Source organism: Streptomyces sp. NPDC019224 (genome assembly GCF_040632605.1).
Taxonomy (GTDB): domain Bacteria; phylum Actinomycetota; class Actinomycetes; order Streptomycetales; family Streptomycetaceae; genus Streptomyces.
Window position 1 is genome coordinate 1 of sequence record NZ_JBEYCF010000054.1, and the last position, 21,915, is coordinate 21,915.

The 21,915-nt window shown below is 73.9% G+C and carries 12 protein-coding genes; 11 read left to right on the plus strand and 1 reads right to left on the minus strand.

Annotation, left to right across the window (positions count from 1 at the left end):
* Positions 1-289 precede the first annotated feature (289 nt).
* The 3 genes from ABZ564_RS27035 (at position 290) to ABZ564_RS27045 (ending at position 3,665) form a co-directional block, all read left to right on the plus strand.
* Positions 290-754, plus strand: coding sequence for a hypothetical protein (locus tag ABZ564_RS27035; RefSeq protein ID WP_360861395.1), 465 nt, complete (start codon positions 290-292; stop codon positions 752-754).
* A 33-nt stretch (positions 755-787) separates the two neighbouring features.
* Positions 788-2,746 (plus strand): acyl-CoA dehydrogenase, encoded by a 1,959-nt coding sequence (locus ABZ564_RS27040; RefSeq protein ID WP_360861397.1) that lies wholly within the window; start codon positions 788-790, stop codon positions 2,744-2,746.
* A 256-nt stretch (positions 2,747-3,002) separates the two neighbouring features.
* On the plus strand, positions 3,003-3,665 hold the full coding sequence (locus tag ABZ564_RS27045) for a lysophospholipid acyltransferase family protein (protein WP_360861399.1): 663 nt from the start codon (positions 3,003-3,005) through the stop codon (positions 3,663-3,665).
* A 75-nt stretch (positions 3,666-3,740) separates the two neighbouring features.
* Here the strand turns inward: ABZ564_RS27045 and dhbC are convergent, their stop codons facing one another.
* Positions 3,741-4,937, minus strand: coding sequence for an isochorismate synthase DhbC (gene dhbC, locus ABZ564_RS27050; RefSeq protein ID WP_360861401.1), 1,197 nt, complete (start codon positions 4,935-4,937; stop codon positions 3,741-3,743).
* A gap of 588 nt (positions 4,938-5,525) precedes the next feature.
* On the opposite strand from dhbC, the gene ABZ564_RS27055 reads away from it, so the two are divergent.
* The 8 genes from ABZ564_RS27055 (at position 5,526) to ABZ564_RS27090 (ending at position 21,901) form a co-directional block, all read left to right on the plus strand.
* Positions 5,526-5,765, plus strand: coding sequence for a phosphopantetheine-binding protein (locus ABZ564_RS27055; RefSeq protein ID WP_018102783.1), 240 nt, complete (start codon positions 5,526-5,528; stop codon positions 5,763-5,765).
* Entirely contained in the window at positions 5,762-6,637 is an 876-nt protein-coding gene (locus tag ABZ564_RS27060) for a siderophore-interacting protein (protein WP_360861403.1), read from the plus strand. Before ABZ564_RS27055 ends, ABZ564_RS27060 begins: the two co-directional genes overlap by 4 nt.
* 96 nt (positions 6,638-6,733) lie before the next feature.
* Positions 6,734-7,735, plus strand: a complete 1,002-nt coding sequence (locus ABZ564_RS27065) for an ABC transporter substrate-binding protein (protein ID WP_360861405.1) — start codon at positions 6,734-6,736, stop codon at positions 7,733-7,735.
* Positions 7,732-8,754, plus strand: a complete 1,023-nt coding sequence (locus tag ABZ564_RS27070) for an iron chelate uptake ABC transporter family permease subunit (protein ID WP_360861407.1) — start codon at positions 7,732-7,734, stop codon at positions 8,752-8,754. The genes ABZ564_RS27065 and ABZ564_RS27070 overlap by 4 nt, the downstream gene beginning before the upstream one ends.
* Positions 8,751-9,746, plus strand: a complete 996-nt coding sequence (locus ABZ564_RS27075) for an iron chelate uptake ABC transporter family permease subunit (RefSeq protein ID WP_360861409.1) — start codon at positions 8,751-8,753, stop codon at positions 9,744-9,746. The genes ABZ564_RS27070 and ABZ564_RS27075 overlap by 4 nt, the downstream gene beginning before the upstream one ends.
* Positions 9,743-10,528, plus strand: a complete 786-nt coding sequence (locus ABZ564_RS27080; protein WP_360861411.1) for an ABC transporter ATP-binding protein — start codon at positions 9,743-9,745, stop codon at positions 10,526-10,528. The genes ABZ564_RS27075 and ABZ564_RS27080 overlap by 4 nt, the downstream gene beginning before the upstream one ends.
* 1 nt (position 10,529) lies before the next feature.
* A complete protein-coding gene (locus tag ABZ564_RS27085) occupies positions 10,530-20,504 on the plus strand; it encodes an amino acid adenylation domain-containing protein (RefSeq protein ID WP_360861413.1) in 9,975 nt (3,324 codons plus the stop codon).
* Positions 20,501-21,901, plus strand: coding sequence for a DHA2 family efflux MFS transporter permease subunit (locus ABZ564_RS27090; RefSeq protein ID WP_360861415.1), 1,401 nt, complete (start codon positions 20,501-20,503; stop codon positions 21,899-21,901). The genes ABZ564_RS27085 and ABZ564_RS27090 overlap by 4 nt, the downstream gene beginning before the upstream one ends.
* The last annotated feature ends 14 nt before the right edge of the window (positions 21,902-21,915 follow it).

Sequence of the window (21,915 nt, forward strand, 5' to 3'; positions counted from 1 at the left end):
CCGCTGGAGACGCGCGAGGTCGCCGGCAGCACGCTGTACAACCTGTCCGGCACGCTGTTCGCTTACTTCGGCACCGACATCACGGTCGAGCGTGCCGGCCCTTCTGGGCTGTAAAGCTGTTGAGTCCTGCGGACGGGGGTGGGGTTGTACCCCTCCTCTTTGAGAAGCGGGCGAAGTTCCACAAGTGCGTTGCCGATGGTGCGAGGGCTCACCTTGAAGAGGGCGGCGATCGTCGGCCGCGGCCGTCGTCGGTCGGATCGCCGGGTGCGGAGGGCGGTAGCGTGCCGGCATGGCTGACATCTACGAGCTGTTCATAGCCCTGGACCTGCGCGAAGGCCTTCCGGCGGAGGAGGTCGCGGAGCTCCGGTGGCATCTCGGGTTGGGTGCCCGGCCGGAGGCCCTCCGCATCGTCGCCGAGTTCCCCGAGGTGACGGAGGACGACGACGGTGAACTGGTCGTCGAGGACCACCCCGAGCCACTGCTGGGCGGTCGCGGTGGGGCCTGGAAGACCGGCGGAGCGCTCGTATCGGTGCTGGAGCGGGGCCGGGGCGGGGCGTGGGCCCTGACCGTTCGGCAGGAGATCCATCCGGACGACTTCGATCTCACCGGTGAGCTGCTCCGGTGGCTGGCCGGCCGGGCCGATGACCGGCACCGGGGTGCCGGCGGGGCGGTGCGCCTGGGGTGGACCCGGTTCTGCGAAGCGGACCGGTACGAGCCCTTGGTGGTCCGGGAGGGGGAGGTGCTGTGGCCATAGCTTGATCGTCCCCGTCCGGGGTAGCGAAGGGGCATGGCCACTGAGAACACATCCGCCACCGGCGGTTACGTACAGCCCGAGGTCGACGTGCCGGCGCTGACCGAGGTGCTCGACGGCGGCTACGCGGGCATCCGCGACCTCGTCCGGACCAACCTGGTGGCATACGCCTCCGTCCTGGAGGAGGCCGAGGAGCTCGGCATCGACGCGTTCCGCGAACGGGTGCGGGAGATCGTGGTCGAGATGGCCGCGACCGGCCAGACCGGGATGGGGTTTCCGGAGGAATACGGCGGGGGCGGCGACGTCGGGGCGTCCATCGCCGCGTTCGAGACGCTGGCCTACGGTGATCTGTCGGTGCTGGTGAAGGTGGGTGTGCAGTTCGGGCTCTTCGGCGGCGCGATCCTGCAGCTGGGCACCGAGCGCCACCACGGGGCGTACCTGCCGGACCTGATCACCGGGCGCCTGATGGGCTGCTTCGCGATGACCGAGACCGGGCACGGCTCCGACGTGCAGTCGCTCGGGACGGTCGCGCGGTACGACCACGACACCCGCGAGTTCGTCCTCACCACCCCCGGCGACGAGGCGTGCAAGGACTACATCGGCAACGCGGCCCGCCACGCGGAGCTCGCGGTCGTCTTCGCCCAGCTGGAGGTGGCCGGGAAGGCCGAGGGCGTGCACGCGTTCGTCGTACGGATCCGGCAGGACGGCGAGGTGGTGCCCGGCGTCCGGATCGAGGACGACGGCCGCAAGATGGGCCTCAACGGCGTGGACAACGGCCGCATCCGCTTCGACGGCGTACGGGTGCCGCGCGAGGGGCTGCTCAACCGGTTCGCCGACGTCACCGCCGACGGCGTCTACGAGAGCCCCATCGGGAACCCCGGACGGCGTTTCTTCACGATGCTCGGCACGCTCGTGCAGGGCCGGGTCAGTGTCGCCGGTGCCGGTGTGGGCGCGGCCAAGGTGGCCCTGGCCATCGCCACCAAGTACGCCGTGCGGAGGCGGCAGTTCGCGGCGGCCCCGGGCACCGGAGAGCAGCTGCTCCTCGACTACGGACTGCACCGGCGCCGGCTGCTGCCGCTCGTCGCGCGCACGTACGCGCTGCACTTCGCGCAGGACGTCGTGCGCACGCAGCTGCACGACGTCTTCTCCGGCGCCGACGACGACGAACAGGCGCGGCGCCTGCTGGAGTCGCGGGCCGCCGGCACCAAGGCGCTCGCCACCTGGCACGCCACCCGGGTCGTCCAGGAGTGCCGAGAGGCGTGCGGCGGCGCCGGTTACCTCAGCGTCAACCGGTTCGCCGCGCTCAAGGCGGACAGCGACATCTTCACCACGTTCGAGGGGGACAACCACGTCCTGCTGCAACTCGTCGCCAAGGGGCTGCTCACCCATTACGCGAGCGAGTTCGAGGACCTCGACCAGCTCGGCACCGTTCGCCATGTCGCCGGGCTCGCCGTCGAGACGGTCATGGAGAAGACCTCGGTCCACAAGCTGCTGGAGCGGGTACGGGACCTGCTGCCCGGCGGCGACGAATGGGACCGCGAAGCCGGGCTGCTCGACTCGGAGTACCAGCTCGCCATGGTCCGCTTCCGCGAGGAGCACATGCTCGCCGGGGTGGCCCGCAGGCTCAAGCGCGGGATCGACGAGCACCGCGACCCGGGCGCCGTCTTCTCGTACGTGCAGGACCATGTCATCGCTCTCGCCCGCGCGCACGTCGAACGGCTGGTTCTCGAAGCGTTCGTCGAGAAGGTGCGCGCGCTGCCCGAGGGCGGTAACAAGGAGGCCCTGGGCCTGCTGTGCGACCTGTTCGCGCTGTCCACCATCGAGGCGGACCGCGCCTGGTTCATGGAGCACGGCCGGCTGACCGTACAGCGCTCCAAGGCGATCAGCCGTGAGGTGAACGACCTCTGCCGCAAGGTCCGCCCGCTGGCCGTGGGCCTCGTCGACGCCTGGGGCATCCCGGACGAGATGCTGCGCGCGCCGGGCCTGGTGGGCTGAGCCGGATCCGTACCGGGGTCAGGGGGCCTCGGCGCGTACGGCCGAGGTCGCCGGGGTGGTGCACCGCACCGGCACTTCACCGATTTCGACGCCTTCCTCGTCGAGCCGGTGGCCTCGGCGCTCGCCGACGTCGCACAGGGGCCCCGGCCGGGGGCCACCCGCCCGGATACACACGGCGGATGAGTACGACCGCTCAGCCGCACGGCCGTCCCACCCGAAACGATGGGAGTCCATCCCGAGCGAACCGGAGAACCCCATGCTCAGCCGCCTTGCCGGTCAACTGGTCCCCGCCGTCGGACGGTTGACGCTCACCACTGACGAAGGCGCCGCCCTCCCGCCGGCCGGGATCATCGCCGCCAACCACACCTCGCTCGCGGACCCCGCGATCGTCCTGGCGGCGCTGCTCCGCCTCGGCGCCCGCCCCGTCGTCATGGCGACGGCGGGCCTCTGGAGCGTGCCCCTGCTCGGCCGCGCCCTCGCGCGCGAGGGCCATATCCCTGTGTACCGCGGCGACCCCCGCGCGGCCCGGGCGCTCGGCCTCGCCCAGGAGGCGCTGGAGCGGGGCCGGCACATCCTGATCTACGCCGAGGGCGGCCTGCCCCTCCGCGAGGACGCGGCCGAAGCCGCGCCGGGCGCCTTCCACCGCGGGCTCGCCCGGCTCGCGCACCGCACCGGCGCGCCCGTGATCCCGGTGGGCCAGGCCGGAGCGCGCCGCGTCACCTCCGGTTCGGCCGTCAAGCAGCTCGCGGGCCTGGCCACGGCTCCGGTGCGCCGTCCCCGCCTCCACGTCCACGTCGGGCTGCCGCTCTGCCTCGACGGCGAGGGACCGGCGGCCACCGCGCAGGCCCGGCTCGCCGTCACCGCCGCCTGGCGGACCGCGGCCGCCCGGCTGGGCGAGCCCGCCGCCCTGGCGGCCTGAGGCACGGGCCGCCGGGGGAGGGGGCGGGGCTCTCCCGCCGCGGCGCCGACGGACCGCCGGAGGGCGGGACCGGCCTCACAGCTCGGCGCCCACCGCGCTCAGGAAGGTGCGGAACTTCGCGGCGGTTTCGGCGGTTTCGGCCTCGGGTTCGGACGCTGCGACGATGCCGGCGCCCGCGTAGAGGCGCAGCGTGCGCTCCTCCGCCTCGGCGCAGCGGATCGTGACCACCCATTCGCCGTCGCCGCCCGCGTCGCCCCAGCCGACCATGCCCGTGAAGTAGCCGCGGTCGAACGGTTCGGTCTCCGTCAGCACCTGCCGGGCCGTGACCGTCGGCGTGCCGCACACCGCCGGCGTGGGGTGCAGCGCGCAGGCCAGGGTGAGGGCCGAGGTGGCCGGGTCGGTGAGCGTGCCCGTGACCGTGGTGGACAGATGCCACATGGTGGCGGTACGGATCAGGGTCGGCCGGGGCGGGACGGTCATCCCGGAGCAGTACGGGGCGAGGGCCTGGTGCACGGCGTCCACGACGACGGCGTGCTCGTGGAGGTCCTTCGCGGACTCCAGGAGCGCGGCGGCGCGGCGGACGTCCTCGGCGAGGTCGTCGCTGCGCGGGGAGGAGCCGGCGAGGGGGTTGGCGACCACCTGGCGGCCCCGGCGGGAGACCAGGAGCTCGGGGCTGGCGCCGATCAGGGTGCGGCCGGGGCCGGTCGGGAGCGCGAAGGTGTGACCGGAGGGATCGCGGCGGGCCAGGCGCTGGAGCATGGCCGGCACGTCCAGCGGTGCGGGGGAGGTGAGTTCGAGGGTGCGGGCGAGGACGACCTTGCTGAACTCGCCGCGCCACATGCGCTCCACGGCCGAGGCGACGCCCGCCGCGTAGACGTCCGGCTCCGGCACCGGGCGGATGTGCCAGTCGGGGGAGGCCGCCCCCGGCGAGGGCAGCGCGACGAGCGGGTCGGAAGCGAGGGGCCGGGCGGTGCGCAGCGTGGCGGGCACACTCAGGGCGGCCGGTGCGGTGTGGTCGAACGGGATCGCGCCGATCACCACCGGTGCCTCCTGTCCGGCGTCGGCGGCCTCGGCCAGGGTGGCCGACACCCGCTGGTCCACCGGTTGCGCGCCGTGCGGCACTTGGCGCCCGGGGCCGTGGGCCAGCAGGGTGCGCCTGGGGGTGGCGAGGAAGCACGCCCCGGGCGCGTAGGCGTCCAGGAGGGAGGTGGCCGCCCCGGTGGCCGGGTGGGTCGCGGGTATGTGCGTGGCGACTCGGGATGCCGTCGACACGGGGACTCCGTTCTCGATGGCCCCGTCAGCGGGGCCAGGGATGAGGATGCGCGGATGAGGTGCGCCGGGCGGCGCGGCGGTACGCCTGCGGCGGGTCTTCACCCGGAGCAGCACCTACGGTAGGTTAGGTGAGGGTAACCTAAGTTCGCTTGTTCGCGCAGGAGGGGCGGGGGTGTACGCCATGGGGCCGGTGTTCGAACTGCGCGCCTCGGCCGTTCGGTTGGCGGAAGGGGTGCCCGCGCCGCACGCGGCGATGTTAGGTTAGCCTTGCCTGGTCTTGAGGGGGGCTGTGTGTGGGCGTGGGAGGTGGGGGACCCCGGTTCGCTCGACACCGCGGGGTCCGTGCCGCACCGCTCTCGGCGGAGGTCGTCGCCCGCGAGGCGCCGGCCGCGTCCGTGACGTCCCGCCCCGAGCCGCCGTGCTCGCCCGGCGGGCCGGGGCGCCCCATCGCCGCCGCCACCCTTTTCGTCCCGTGAACGGCCCTTGTCCGGGCGGCCGTTCGCGTGCGCATTCCCGTGCCCGGCTCCGTGCCCACCGCAACTCTCGCTCCGACCCGCCGTCGGCGCCCACCCCCGAAGGAGCACTCCGATGAGTCAGACCTTGTCGCCCGACCGTGTCAGGGCCGACATCGCCGAACTGCTGGGCTGTGAGCCCGGTGAGATCGCGCCCGACGAGAACCTGGTCGACCTCGGTCTCGACTCGATGCGGATCATGGTCCTGGTCGAGCGCTGGCGTGCGGCGGGGGCGACCACGCTGGAGTTCCCCGACCTGTTCGAACTGCCCGAACTCGGCCACTGGCAGGCGCTGCTGGCGGGTGAGGCCGCATGAGCCGCACCGACCACCGCGACCGTCACCTGGAGCGGATCGCCGAGGTGCGCGCCGGCCGGCACGCCGAGAAGGTCGGCTACCCGATCGGCATCCAGGAGGTCCGGGTCGTGCGCACGGCCACCGTCGGCGCGGGCCTCCTGCGGGTGACGCTGGGCGGACCCGGCGCCGAGGGATTCGAGGCCCACGCGCCCGACGAACACGTCAAGCTGATCTTCCGGGAGGCGGACGGCACCCTGCGGCTGCCCGAGCGCGACGGGGTGATGCTGCGCTGGCCGAGGCCCCTGCCCACCTCACGCGAGTACACCGTGCGCCGCTACGACCCCGTCGCCGACGAGATCGACATCGACATCGCCGTGCACGAGGGCGGACTCGCCTCGGACTGGGCCGGCAAGGCGCAGCCCGGAGACACCGTCCACGTCGCCGGACCGCCCGGCGGGCTGATCGTTCCGCACACCTATGACCGCTATCTGCTCGTCGGGGACCTCACCGCCCTGCCCGCCATCGCGCGGTGGCTGGAAGAACTGCCCAGGACCGCCAGGGGCTGGGCGTTCATCGAAGTCGCGGGCGCCGACGAGGAGATCGAACTGGCCGCGCCCGACGGCTTCGAGGTGTGCTGGCTGCACCGCGGCGGTGCGCCCGCCGGGGCCGGTGACGCACTGGTCCGCGCCGCGACCTCGGTCATCGTCCCCGAGGGGGAGCGGGCCTACGTATGGGTCGCGGGCGAGGCCGGGCAGATCAAGCCGCTGCGCCGCTGGGTCCGGGACGAACTGCGCCTGGAGAAGGCCGATTGCGACATCACCGGCTACTGGAAGCGCGGTGTCGCGGACTTCGACGAGGACGACCACGAGCACGAGCACAGTCACGACCGCTGATCCACCGGTCGGACCGGGTGGCGGGCCACTCGGGGTTGTTCTGCCAAAAGGTCATCAACTAAGGTGAGCCTTACCTAAGTAGCAAGGAGTTTTGGAATGTCCATACGCAGATCGTCCGGCCTGGTCGGCGCCCTCGCGCTGGCCCTCGTACTGGCCGGATGCGGGTCATCCTCGGACGGCGGGTCGGACTCCGCCTCGGAGAAGAGCGGGACCCGGGTGTTCACCGCGGACAACGGCAAGATCACGATCCCGGCGAACCCGAAGCGTGTGGTGGCCACCGGCTACGCGGTGCCCGCGCTGATCGAGGCCGACGCACCGCTGGTCGGCATCTCGTCGTGGAAGCGCGGCGAGCCGATGATGAGCAAGGAAGACCTCGCCACCTACAAGAAGCTCACCAAGGTGGCCGGCGAGCAGGCGGCCGAGACCAACTACGAGGCCATCGCCGAGGCCGAGCCCGACCTGATCGTCATCGGTGTGCCGGCGCCCGTGCTCGGCGACATCGACATGAAGCGGCTGAAGTCGATCGCCCCCGTCGTCGCGATCGGCCCGAGCCTGCCGTCCGCCTGGCGCGACCTCTCCCGCAAGCAGGCCGACGCCGCCGGTGCGCTGGAGCAGTTCGACGCCCAGAAGAAGGCGTACGACACCAAGGCCGGCGAGCTGGCCGCCACGTACAAGGACGTCCTGCCGAAGCTCGCGCTCGGCCACGTCGGCGCTTACGGTGACGCCGCCAAGGGCACCTTCCAGCGCGAGTTCAACGGCTCCTGGGGCACCAACGTCGCCGAGGACCTGGGCGCCACCTACTACGGCAAGGTCAAGAAGCCCGGCCCGGGCTCCCAGGCCGTCAGCGAGTACCCCTCCATCGAGGAACTGCCCGACGCCTTCCGCGAGGCCGACGCCCTGACCTACTCGGTCAACGCCGACGGCAGCGTCCCGGAGTCCGTCAAGTACGTCCTGGACTCCAAGCTCTGGAAGAACCTGCCCGCCGTCAAGGCCGGAAAGGTCTACCCGTACCGCTACACCGAGGCCGCCACCTACGGCGAGGCCCTGCTGACGCTGGACGCGATCGACGAGTCGCTCGCTCCGCTGCTGAACCGGTGACCGTCGCGGGCCGCGCGTCCGAGGCGGCGGGAACCCGGCGGGCCCTCCCGCAGACCGCCCTGCTCGCCGGCGGACTGGTGCTGCTGGCAGCTCTCGCCGTACTCAGCATGGGCGTCGGGGCCCGCCACGTCGCCCCCGGCGAAGTCGTACGCGCACTCTTCGACTACCGGGGCACCGACGACCACGTCGTCGTGCGGGACGTGCGGGCGCCGCGCGCGATGCTCGCCGTCGCCGTCGGTGCCGCGCTCGCGGTCGCCGGCGCGCTGATCCAGACGCTCGCCCGCAACCCGCTGGCCGAGCCCGGCATCCTCGGGGTCACCGCGGGCGCCGGCTTCGCCGTCACCATCGGGTCCGCGCTCGGCCTGGCCGGCGGCCAGGCCGGCCAACTCGGCTTCTCCGTCGTCGGTTCCGTGATCGCGGCGCTGCTGGTGACCGCGGTCGGCCGGCGCTCACCGCTGCGCCTGGTGCTCACGGGGGTGGCGCTGACCGCGGTGCTGAGCGGCGTCGCCCTCGGCCTGCGGCTGATGCTCCCCGACACCTTCGACGTGTACCGCTTCTGGTCGGTGGGAACGCTGGCCGGTCGTGAACAGGCATCCCTGGCATGGCCGTTGACCGCCATCGCAGTCTCCCTGGCCGGTGCGCTGCTGCTGAGCCGGGCGCTGAACGCCCTGACGCTCGGCGAGAACGTGGCGCACACCCTGGGCGCCGACGTGGGCCGGGTCCGCGTCACCACCCTCGTCCTCATCACCGTGCTCAGCGGCGCGGCGACGGCGGTGGCGGGACCCATCCTCTTCGTCGGGCTGATCGTGCCGCACCTCGCGCGCAAACCGGCGTCCGGCTCCGTCCCCTGGCTGATCCTCTACACCATGGTGCTCGGCCCGGTCCTGCTGCTGGTGGCCGACATCGCCTCACGCGTGCTGCTGCCCACCGGCGAGGTGCCGGTGGCCATCGTGACCGCGTTCCTCGGCGGTCCCATGCTGATCTGGGCGGTCCGCCGCTACGGGGCGGGGTCGCTGTGAACGTGCTCGGACTGCGGGCCGAACGCCGCACAGTGGTGCTCGTCGTGGTGCTGGCCGCCCTGATGCTGGCCCTCGGCCTCCTCGGACTGTGTTACGGGGCGTCATGGACGTCCCCCTCCCGGGTGTTCGCCGTCCTCACCGGATCGGAACACTCCGTGGTGATCCGGGACTGGCGGCTGCCGCGCGTGCTGGCCGGCCTCGTCTTCGGCGCCGCGCTCGGCGTCGCGGGCGCCCTCTTCCAGAACCTCACCCGTAATCCCATGGGCAGCCCCGACGTCATCGGGCTCGACGCAGGCGCCTACACCGGCGCCCTGGCCGCCCTCACCGTACTGTCGGGCACGTCCGCACAGCTGGCCGTCGGCTCCGTGCTCGGCGGACTGGCCGTCGCCGCCGCCATCTACCTGCTCTCGCTCGAACACGGCTTCTCCGGTCTCCGGCTGGTGGTCATCGGCATCGCCGTCAACGCGATGGTGACCGCGATCAACTCGTGGATCGTGCTGCGCGCCGAACTGGAGGTGGCCATCGCCGCCGTCGGCTGGAGCGCGGGCTCGCTCAACGGGGTGGGCTGGGAGGACCTCGGCATCCCGTTCACCGTGATCGGCGTGCTGCTGCTCCTGATGACCACCCGGACCCACGCCATGCACCAGTCGGCGCTCGGCGACCCGGTCGCCGTGACCACCGGCGTCGGACTCGGCCGGCTGCGGCTGCTGATGGTCCTGGTCGGCGTCGGCTGCACCGCCACTGTGACCGCCGTGGCCGGGCCCATCGCCTTCATCGCGCTGGCCGCGCCGCAGATCGGCCGCCGGCTCGCGGGAGCCGCCGGGATACCGCTGCTCCCGGCCGCGCTGACCGGAGCGGTGCTGCTCCAGGGCGCGGACCTGCTGGCCCAGATGCTGCTGGCGCCCGTCGCGCTGCCCGTGGGCGTCGTGAGCACCGCGATCGGCGGTTGCTATCTGATCTGGCTGCTGACCAAGGAGGTGAGGCGCGCGTGACCGCACGCCTGACGGCGCGGGAGATCACCCTGCGCTACGGAGAACGGGTCGTGTCCACGCGGCTGACCCTCGACATACCCGACGGCGCGTTCACCGCCATCGTCGGCCCCAACGCCTGCGGGAAGTCCACCCTCCTGAGCGCCCTGGTACGGCTGCTGAAGCCGCACGCCGGACAGGTCGAGTTCGACGGGCGCGAGGTCGGCGCCTTCGGCACCAAGGCGCTGGCCAGGCAGCTCGGTTTCCTGCCGCAGGACCCCATGGCGCCCGAGGACATCAAGGTCCGCCAGCTCGTGGGCCGGGGACGCTTCCCGCACCAGTCGATGCTGGCCCTGTGGTCGGACGACGACCAGGAGGCCGTCGACACGGCGATGGCCGCCGCCGGCGTCGCCGACCTGGCGGACCGGCCGGTGCAGGAACTCTCCGGCGGGCAGCGGCAACGCGTCTGGATGGCCATGGTGCTCGCCCAGCAGACGTCCTACCTGCTGCTCGACGAACCCACCTCGTTCCTCGACATCACCCACCAGTACCAACTGCTCGGCCTGCTCGCCAAGCTGCGCAACGAGGGCCGCACCGTCGTCGCGGTCCTGCACGACATCAACCAGGCGTGCCGGTTCGCCGACCACCTGGTGGCCATGAAGGCCGGTGCGGTGGTCGCCGAGGGCGACCCCGGGGACATCGTGGACGCCACGCTGATCAAGGACGTGTTCGACCTGCCCAGCGTCGTCGTCCCGGACCCCGTGACCGGCACTCCGATGGTCGTTCCCACACTGCAAGGAGAGTAAGTTGACCACCGCGAGCGCGTCCCCCGACGGCCTCCTTCTCCTGACCGGAGCCCAACTGGGCATCTGGAACGCCCAGCGCATCGAACCCGACTCGCCGTACTACGTCGTCGGCGACGTGGTCGAGATATCCGGCGAAGGACCCGTCGACACGGAGGCGCTCGCGCAGGCGGTCCGGGCCACCACCGAGGAGGCCGAGAGCCTGCGGCTCAGGGTGTACGAGACCCCCGAGGGGCCACGCCAGGCGGTCGGCGACGAACCCGTCGCGCTGCCGCCGCTCGTCGACGTGAGTGCCGAGGCCGACCCCGCGGCGGCGGCCCGAGCGCTCGTCGACGCCGAACGCGCACGCCTGGCCGAGGACTGCCGGGCCATGACGGACCGCCCGCTGTACTCGCGTACCGTCATCAAGCTCTCCGACCGCGAGGTCTGGTACACCCAGCTCGGCCACCACCTCGTCTTCGACGGCTACACCGCCGCCATGCTCGCCCGGCGCACCGCCGCCCACTACACCGCCCTGGTGCGCGGCACGGAGCCGCCCCGCTCGACGTTCGGAGCGTTCGCGACGCTCGTCGCCGAGGACACCGCCTACCGCGCGAGCGACCGGGCCGCCGAGGACCGCGCGTACTGGGTCGAACGCTTCACCCCGCTGCCCGACGTCGACGCCGAGGACGGCCCCGGCACCTCCGGCGCCCCCGACCGCACGCTCACCGCACGGGCCGAACTCGACGCCGAGGAGACCGCGGCCCTGCGCGCCTTCGCCGACGCCGAGGGCGTCGCCTGGGGTGAGGTACTGATCGCCTGCTACGCGGCCTTCCTGCACCGCATGCTGGGCCGGACCGACGTGGTCTTCGCGCTGCCGCTGATGTGCCGGACCGGCTCGGCCGCGCTGCGCACCCCGTCCATGGCGGTCAACGTGCTGCCCCTGCGGGTGACCGTGCGCGGCGAGGACCGGCTCGGCGAGCTGAGCCGGCGGGTCGCCACCGCCATGCGCGAGATGCGCGACCACCAGCGCTACCGGGGCGAGGACCTGCCCCGCGACCTCGGCGTTCCCGGCGCCGGCGCGCTGCTGCACGGACGCGGGATCAACCTCAAGGCGTTCGACCTGACGCTGGACTTCGCCGGCGCGGCCGGCATCATGCGCAACGTCGCGGGCGGACCGCCCGAGGACATGGGCCTGAGCGTCCTGCCGACCCGGGACGGAGGGCTCCTGCTCGGCTTCGAGGTCGACGCCCGCGCCAAGGACCGGGCCGCCGTCGACAGCCTGATGAGCGGGCTGCGCGCCCTGCTGTCCGGACTGATGAAGGGTCTGCCCGTCGGCCGGATCGCCCTCGCCGGCGACGTCGACGGGCTGCTCGCCCGGTGGAGCCCGCCCGCCCTGCCCGGCACACCCCTCGACGTGCCGGCCGCGTTCGACGCGATGGCCGCAGCCGGACCCGATCACACCGCCCTGGTCTGCGGCGACGAACGGCTGACCGCCGCGGAACTCGCCGACCGGGTGCACCGGGTGGCCCGCGCCCTGCGCGCCCGCGGCGTCGGTGCCGAGGACGTGGTGGCGCTCGCCCTGCCGCGCTCGGCCGACTCCGTCGTCGCCCTGCTCGCGGTGCTCCACGCGGGCGCCGCGTTCCAGCCGCTCGACGCCGCGCACCCGTCCGAGCGGCTGCGCGAACTCATCGACGACACCCGCCCCCTCCTCGTCCTCACCGACGGCACGGTCGACGGACTGCCCTGGAAGGCACTCCTCGACGAGGCCGCGGAACTGTCCGGCGAACCCCTGACCACCGCCGAACTCTCCCGGCCCCGCGACCCCGGACACCTCGCCTACGTCATCCACACCTCCGGCTCGACCGGCCGGCCCAAGGGCGTACTCGGCCGCACCGGCGGCCTCGCCTCACTGCTGCACCACCAGCGGGCCACCGTCGTCGCGGAGGCCGAACGGGCCGCCGGCCGCCGGCTGCGCGCCGCGCACACCTACTCCTTCGCCTTCGACTCCGCCTTCGAGCACCTCGTCTGGCTGCTGTGCGGGCACGAACTCCACGTGTACGACAGCGAGACCGCCCGCGACGCCGACGCCCTGCTCGCCGCGTACACCCGCGACGGCATCGACATCGTCGACACCACCCCCTCGATGGCCACCCCGCTCATCGACGCCGGCCTGCTCGACCTGCCCCCGGCGCTGCTGCTCCTGGGCGGCGAGGCGACCCCGCCCGCCCTGTGGCGCCGGGTCGCCGCCTCGGGCATCGCCGCACGCAACATGTACGGGCCCACCGAGGCCACCGTGGACGCCACCACCGCCCGCATCGACGACGGCGAACCGGTCATCGGCCACCCCCTCGCCGGCACCCGGGTCTACGTCCTGGACAACGCCCTCCAGCCCGTCCCGCCCGGCACGGCCGGCGAACTGTACCTGGCAGGACCCCACCTGGCCCGCGGCTACCTCGGCAGGCCCGGAGCGACCGCCGAACGCTTCGTCGCCGACCCGTTCGGCGCGCCCGGCGAGCGGATGTACCGCACCGGCGACCTGGCCCGCTGGGTGCCCGGCCGGGGCCTGGAGTACGGCGGCCGGGGCGACGGACAGGTCAAGATCCGCGGCCACCGGGTGGAGACCGGCGAGGTCGAGGAGGCGCTCGCCGCCCTGCCCGGCGTCACCGCCGCCGCCGCGCGGGTCCTCTCCTCCCGGCTCGTCGGCTACATCGTGTCCGCCTCCCTCACCGGCGACGAGGCACGCGCCCGGCTCGCCGAGCGGCTGCCCGAGCACATGGTGCCCGCCGCCGTCGTGGTGCTCGGCTCCCTGCCCGTCACGCCCAACGGCAAGCTCGACCGCGCCGCCCTGCCCGCGCCCGCCCTGCCCGGCGGCGGCCGGGAGCCGAGCACCGAACGTGAACGGCTGCTGTGCGGCGTCCTCGCCGACGCACTCGACGTCGAACGGGTCGGCGTGGACGACGACTTCTTCGCCCTCGGCGGTGACAGCATCACCGCGATCACCGTCAGCAGCAGGCTGCGCGCCCTCGGTCTCGGGCTGCGCCCGAAGGACCTGCTGGCCCGCCGCACCTTCGCCGCGCTCGCCGCCTCCGCCGAACTCCTGGCGGAAGCGGTCGGCCCGGCGGACGAACCGGTCGGCCCGGTACCGGCCCCGCCCATCGTGCGCGGCCTGCTCGCCCCGCACCCGGACATCGACACGGTCGCCGGATACGCCCAGTGGACGGCCCTGCACGTCGACGCACTCACCCTGGACGACCTGGCCAGGGGCGTGCAGACCCTCATCGACCACCACGACGCCCTGCGGCTGCGCGTCGCCGAAGGACCGGAGATCCTGCCCCGAGGCGCCGTCCGGGCCGCCGTGCGGGAGACGAGCGGTGAAGAAGTGGCCGCCCTGGCCCGGCGGCTGGCCGGCGAACTCGACCCCCGCACCGGCGACCTGGTGCGCGCCGCCCTGCTGCGGACGGGAGAAGAGGCACCGGACCGGCTGGTCGTCGTCGTGCACCACCTCGCCATGGACGGCGTGTCCTGGCGCATCCTGCTGCCCGACCTCCACACGGCCTGCGCGGGCGGCACTCCCGCACCCGTCGGCACGTCCTGGCGGCGGCACGCCCAGGTCCTCGCCGAACAGGGCAGGACCGGTGCCCGACGCGGCGAACTCGCCCACTGGCGCACCGCACTGGACTCCGCGTCCCGGCTCGGCGCCCGCCCGCTGGACCCCGCACGCGACACCGTCGCCACCGCCCACCGCTCGGTCACGACCGCCTCGCCCGAGGCCACCGAGGCCCTGCTGACCACGCTGCCCGCCGCCTACCGGGCCGGCGTCGACGAGGTCCTGCTCGCCGCCCTCGTCCTCGCCCTGCGCGGCTGGGGCCTGCGCGGCGACGCCGTCACCGTGTCCATGGAGGGCCACGGCCGCGAACACCTCGACCTGGCGCGCACGGTCGGCTGGTTCACCAGCGAGTACCCCGTCCGCGTGCCCGCGTCCGACGATGTGCGCGCGATGCTCCGCGCCGCCAAGGAGGCCCGCCGTGCCGTCCCCGACGGGGGCGTCGGCTACGGCGTGCTGCGCCACCTCGACCCCGAGGCGGGCACGGAACTCGCGGTGGTCCCGCCGCCGGACGTCCTGCTCAACTACCTCGGCCGGTTCGCCCCGTTGGCCGCCGACGGCTGGCGGCTGCCCGAGCACGACGCCTTCTCGGTCACCGAGCCCGGCGCCAAGGCCCTGGAACAGGTGCTGGCCCTCAACTGCTTCGTCCACGAGGGCGACGCGCCCCGGCTCGCCGTCGAGTGGACCGCCGCGGGTGAGGTCCTCGGCCCCGACGCCCTGGCCGCCCTCCAGGACTCCTGGGCCGCCGCGCTGGACGCCCTGGCCGCGCACGCCCTGCACACCACGGGCGGGCTCACCCCCTCCGACCTGCCGCTGGTCTCCCTCGACCAGGACGCCATCGACGCCCTGGAGCGCACCGGCCGCGTCGACGACGTGCTGCCCGCCACCCCGCTCCAGGTCGGGCTGTCCTTCCACACCCTGGTCCGGGACGAGACGGACGCCGACGTCTACGTCGTCCAGGCCGTGACCACCCTGTCCGGCGAGCTGAAACCGGACCGGATGGAACGCGCCGCCCGCGAACTGCTGCGCCGCCACCCCGCCCTCCGCGTCCACCTGGGCACGGTCGGGGACGACGTGGTCCAGGTGATCCCCGCCGACGTCACCCTGGAATGGCGGCAGGACGACGACTTCCCCGAAGCGGCGCGCGCCGACCTGGAGCGCCCCTTCGACCCGGCCCGGCCACCGCTCATCCGCTTCCTGCTCTCCCGCGTAGGGCCCGCCGAGCACAAGCTCGTCATCACCAACCACCACGCCCTCCTCGACGGCTGGTCGATGCCGATCGTCGGCCGCACCCTGCTCGCGATCTACGCCGAACTCGGCGGCGGCCCCGCCGCCCCCGTCTCCCCGCCGCTGTCGGAGTACTTCCGCTGGCTGGCCGGCCGGGACGAGGAGGCGTCGCTCACCGCATGGCGCGAGGCGCTCGCGGGCGTCGAGGACGCGACCCGGCTGGCACCCGCGAGCACCGGCACCGCCGTCGAACGGCCCGGCCGGGAGACCGTCGCCCTCAGCCGCGAGTTCAGCGACCGGCTGCGCGCCTTCGCCCGCGACCGGGGCATCACCCTGACCACGGTCCTCCAGACGGCGTGGGGCCTGCTGCTCGGCAGGCTCACCGGCCGCCGCGACGTCGTCTTCGGCTGCCCGGTCTCCGGCCGGCCCGCCGAGGTCGACGGCGTCGAATCGATGATCGGCCAGCTCGGCACCACGGTCCCGGTCCGCGTCCGGTACACCCAGGACCGCACGGTGACCGACCTCATGGCCCGGGTGCACGCCGAGAGCGTCGCCCTCGCCGAGCACCACCACGTCGGACTGCCCGGCATCCAGCGGGCCGTGGGCGTCGGCGAACTCTTCGACACCATGCTCGTGATGGAGAACTTCCCGCTCTCCAGCCGCACCCGCACCCCCCTCGCCCCCGGGCTCGACCTCACCGGCGTCGACATCACCGACGCCACCCACTACGCCCTCACCGTCATCGTGATCCCGGGCGACGAGATCACCATCGGCCTCGGCTACCAGCCCCGCGCCTTCGACCGGGACACCGTGCGCGACTACGGCCGCTGGCTGCACCACCTGCTGCGCGAGATCACCGACGACCCGGCCCGGCCCGCCGTCGCGCTGCCCGCCCTCGACGCCGACGAGCGCGCCCGGATGCTGCGCACCGGCACCGAGACCGTCGCCGCGAAGGAACGCGGCCACTGGCTGGAGGAGTTCGCCGGCTGGGTCCGGCGCAAGCCGGACGGCGAAGCACTGGTCTGCCGCGACCGCAGCCTGACCTACGACGAACTCGACCGGCAGGCCAACCGCCTCGCCCACGCGCTCATCGCGCACGGTGTCCGGCCCCAGGACCCCGTCGCGGTCCTCATCGGCCGGGACGTCGAGATGACCGTCGCCCTGTTCGGCGTGGCCAAGGCGGGCGCGGTGTACGTGCCGATGGACGCGGCCTACCCGCGCGAACGGCTCGCGTACATGTTCGACGACATCTCCCCGGCGGCCGTCGTGTCGACGGGCGCCGAACTGCCCGTCGACCGCGATCTCCCCGTCCTGCGCCTCGACGACCCGGCCACCCTCGCCTCCGTACCGGACACCGACCCGGCCGACGCCCGGGCCCGGCTCACCGACGACGCGCTCGCGTACGTCATCTACACCTCGGGCACCACCGGCCGTCCCAAGGGCGTCGGCGTCACCCACCGGGGCGTGCCCGACCTGATCGCGCTCCAGGAGGAGGTCGTCGGCGTCACCGAGCACGACCGCTATCTGCACTTCGCGTCGACGAGCTTCGACGTGGCGTTCTGGCAGACCATGGTGCCCCTGCTGTCCGGCGGTACGTCGGTCATCGCACCCGAGGAGGTGCGCGTACCGGGCGACGAACTCCTCGACTACCTCGTGGAACACCGCGTCACCGGCGTGAACCTGCTCCCGTCGTTCCTCGCCGCCATGCCCGACGACCGCACCGTCGACCCCGACGTGTTCTTCGTCGTCGGCGCCGAACGGCTCGACCCGGAGCTCGCCCACCGCTGGGGCCGGGGCCGCAGGGCGCTGTTCAACGCCTACGGGCCCACCGAGGTCACCATCAACTCCACCACCTGGCACTACGACCCGGACGACGCCGGACCGCTGCCGATCGGCCGCCCCGACCCGAACGTCCGCGCCTACGTGCTCGACGGCGGACTCCAGCCCGTCGGCGTCGGCGTCACCGGCGAGCTGTACCTCGGCGGCCCGAGCCTGGCCCGCGGCTACCTCGGCCGCCCCGGCCTGACCTCCGGCGCGTTCGTCGCCGACCCGTACGGCCCGCCCGGCACCCGCATGTACCGCACGGGCGACCTGGTGCGCTGGCGGCACGACGGGCAGCTGGTGTTCCTCGGCCGCGCCGACCACCAGATCAAGGTGCGCGGCTTCCGCGTCGAGCTGGGCGAGATCGAGACCGTCCTCACCGGGCACCCCGATGTCCGCGCCGGCGCCGTCGTGATGCGCGAGGGCCGGCTCGTCGGCTACGTCATCCCGACCGACGACGCCGACCTGGACACCGCCGAGGTGCGCGCGTACCTCGCGGAGCGGCTGCCCGACCACATGGTGCCGACCGCGCTCGTCCCCCTCGACCGCCTCCCGCTGAGCCCCAGCGGCAAGCTGGACGCCTCGGCCCTGCCGGCCCCCGCCACCGTCTCCGCCGTCCGGCGCGAACCCGCCACCGAGGCGGAGGAGCTGCTGCTCGCCGTGTTCCGGGACGTCCTCGGCCGCGACGACATCGGCCCCGACGACAACTTCTTCGACATCGGCGGCGACAGCATCGTCTCCCTCCAGCTGGTCTCCCGGGTCCGCCGCCAGGGGCTCGGGCTCAGCCCGAAGGACGTGTTCGACGGCGAGACCGTCGCCGGCATCGCCGCCCGGGTCCGCGCCCTGGACGGCGAGGCCGCCCCGGCCGTCGGGGACGCCCCGCTGACCCCGGTCATGCGGGACCTGCTGCACCGCGCCGGGAAGGCCGCCGACGGCTTCTGCCAGTGGGTGGAGGTCTGCGTTCCGGCCGGTGGCGACGAGGCGGGCTGGGCAGCCGTGCTCGATGCCCTGCTGGCCCGGCACGACGTGCTGCGCGCCCGCCTGGGCGACCGGCACGATGTCCTGCACATCCCGCCGGCCGGCGAGGTGACCGGCGCCGACGTCCTGGTCCGTGTCCCGGCCGGCGGCGACCCGCGGGCCGCCGCCGACGCCGCGACCGCCGCCGCCCGGGAGGCCATGGACCCCCGCACCGGACCGATGCTGCGCGCGGTCTGGGTGGACGCGGGGCCCGACCGGCCCGGCCGGCTCGTCCTGATCGCCCACCACCTGGTGGCCGACGGGGTGTCCTGGCGCATCCTCCTGGACGACCTCCGGCACGCCCACGACGGGGGAGAGCTGACCCGGCACGGGCAGTCCTTCCTCGGCTGGGCCCGCACCCTGCGCGAAGCCGACCGGCGCCCCGAACTCCCGCACTGGCGGCGGATGACGGCCACCGAGCCGCTCACCCGCCCGCTCGACCCCGCCCGGGACACCGTGCGCACCGCCGCGCACCACGAGATCCGGCTCGACGCGGACGCCACGCGAGCCCTGGTCACCACCCTGCCCGCCGCCCACCGCACCACCCCCGACGCCGTGCTGCTGACGGCGCTCGCCCAGGCGGTACGGGACTGGCGCGGCACCCCGGAACTGCTGGTCGCCCTGGAGAGCCACGGCCGGCCGCGCGAGGTCGACCTCTCGCAGACCGTCGGCTGGTTCACCGCCGTCCACCCCGTCCGGCTCGACGCCGGCGACGACGTGCGCGCGGTCCGGGAGCGGTTGCGCGCCCAGGGCGACGGCCTCGGACACGGCATCCTCACCACGGCCGGCCTGCTCGACCCGGTCCGCCCGGAGATCGCCTGGAACTACCTCGGCCAGTACCCCGGCGCCCCGGAGACGGAGACGCCCTGGCAGCCGGCCCCGGACGCCGACCCGCTCGGCTCCGACGGTTCCGGCCCGATGCCCCTGCCGTACAGCCTCATGGTCAACGCCCTGGTGCGCGACGACGTGCTCGGGGTGCGGATCACCTGGCCGGGCGCGCTGTTCGGCGGCGCGGAGATCGAGGAGCTGGCGGAGCACCTGAGGGCGGCGCTGCTGCGGGTCGCCGCCGCACCCGAGATCAGCGCGCTCGGGGACCGGCAGGTCGCCGCCGTACAGCCGCTCACCCCCCTGCAGGAGGTGATGCTGCGGCACTCGCGCACCGAGCGCCCCGACCCGTACACCGTGCAGTCGGTGTTCTCGCTCGCGGGCCCGCTCGACACCGACGCGCTGCGGGGCGCCGGCGACGACCTGCTGGCCCGGCACCCCAACCTGGGCGCGGTGTTCCCCGCCTCCCTGGCGGTCGTCCCGGACTCGCCGCGGCCGGAGTTCCGCGTCACCGACGCGCCGGCCGACGAGGTGCTGGCCGCCGACCTCGCCGAACCCTTCGACCTCTCCCGCGGCCCGCTCTACCGGATCACCGTGATCCGGTGCGGTCACGAGCGCGCCGACCTCGTCCTGACCAGCCACCACGCGCTGTCCGACGGCTGGTCCGCCCCGCGCATCCTGGGCGAGCTGTTCGCCCTGTACACCGCGCGCACCGAGAACCGCGCGCACGGACTGCCGGACCCCGTGCCGTTCGCGGACTACCTCGCCTGGTGCGCGGAGCACGAGCCGGACCTCGACGCCTGGGCGGCCGAGCTCGACGGACTGCCCGAGGGCGACTACCTGGGCGGCGGCGGGAGCGGCCCGGCCCGGCAGGAGCCCGAGGTCATCTCGTTCGACGCGGCGCTCGTGGCCGGGCTCACCCGGCTCGCCGCCCGGCGCGGACTGACCCCCAACACCCTGGTGCAGGGCGCGTGGTCGGTGCTGCTGGCCCGGCGCTCCGGTCACCGGGACGTCTGCTTCGGTGCCATGGTCTCCAGCCGTCCCCCGGAGCTGGAGGGCGTGGAGGAGATCATCGGCCTGCTGGCCAACACCGTGCCGGTACGGGCCCGGCTCACCGGCACCCTGTCCGCCGTGCTCTCCGACCTCCAGACCCGCCAGCGCAACCTGGTCGAACACCACCATGCGGCCCTGTCCGACCTGGAACGGCTCACCGGTCGAAGCAGGCTCTTCGACAGCATGGTGGTGTTCGAGAACTACCCGGTCGACCCGGACCGCCTGCGCGAGCCGGCCCCCGGCCTGACCGTCCTCGGCACGCGCTTCCGGGAGTCCACCCACCACCCCGCCACCCTCACCGTCATGCCGGACGGCGACGGCTGGACCGGCGTGCTCGCCCACCGGGCCGGCACCGACGTCGACGGGCTCGCCGGCCAACTGGTCCACCTGCTGCGGAACATGGAGCAGTACCTGGACGAGGACGTGCGCGGCCTTCTGGAGGACCGATGACCGCGCAGTCCGCACCGGCCGCCGAACGCGTGGACAAGGATCTGCTGCGGATCGCGTTCATCCTGGTCCTCGGCACGTTCATGGCCTCGCTCGACGCCACCGTCGTCAGCGTCGGACTCGACCGCCTCACCGAGGAGTTCGACGCGTCCGTCGCCGAGATCCAGTGGGTCTCCACCGCCTATCTGCTGGCGATCGTCGCCGCCGTCCCCGCCTCCGGCTGGCTGGCCGGCCGGTTCGGCGGCCGGCGGACCTGGATCGCCGCCGTGGGCGTGTTCCTGCTCGGCTCGGTGCTGTGCGCCTCGGCCTGGTCCGCGACCAGCCTCATCGTGTTCCGCGTGATCCAGGGTCTCGGCGGCGGACTGCTGCCCGCGACCGGGCAGGCGCTGCTGGCCCGGGTCGCGGGGCCGGGGCGCACCGGCCGGGTGATCAGCGTCGTCGCCGTCGTCCCGCTGCTCTCGCCGGTGTTCGGACCGCTCGCCGGGGGCTCGGTGCTCGCCGTGGCGCCGTGGCCGTGGCTGTTCCTGGTCAACCTGCCGATCGGCATCGCGGCGGTGCTGCTGGCCCGCCGTCACGTGCCGGTGGTGCCTCCGGCGTCCCGGCGGACGGCGTTCGACCTGCGCGGGGCCCTGCTGCTCTCACCCGGCCTGGCGGTGCTGGTGTACGGGCTGACCGAGGTCGCCCACGACCGCGCCCTCCCGGCCTCGGTGGGTGTGGCGGCCGGAGTCGTGATGCTGACCGCCTTCACCGTGCACGGGCTGCGGACCCGGGGCACCCCGCTCGTCGACCCCCGGCTGTTCACCCGGCCGCCCTTCGGCGCCGCAGCCCTCGCGCTCGTGGTGCTCGGGGCCTCGGTGTTCGGCACGATGTTCCTGCTGCCGCTGTACTTCCAGTCGGGGCGGGGCATGTCGGCGTGGGAGGCCGGGCTGCTGCTCGCGCCCCAGGGACTGGGCGCGGCTGCGGGTTCGGTGCTGGTCAACCGGACCATCACCAAGGCCGCGCCGAGGTCCCTGGTCGTGACCGGCATCGTGCTCATCCTCGTCGGAACGGCCCCGTTCACCCTGCTCGGGCACGGGGTCCCGGACGCGGTGATCGCCGCGGCGCTGGTGGTCCGGGGCTTCGGCATGTCGATGATCGGCGCGCCCGTGATGAACATCGTCTACAGCCGGATCGAGCCCGAACAGCTGCCCCGGGCGGCCGGCGCGCTCAACCTGCTGAACACCGTGGGCGGTTCCGTCGGCACGGCGGCCCTGGCGGTGATCCTGCAGAACCGGCTCGCCGCCCGGGGCGCGGACACCGCCGCGGCCTTCGGCGACACCTTCTGGTGGGTGCTCGGCTTCTGCCTGTTCGCCGCGGCCGCCGCGACGCGGCTGCCCCGTACCCGGCCGAAGGAGGCGTAGGACGCGGTACGCGA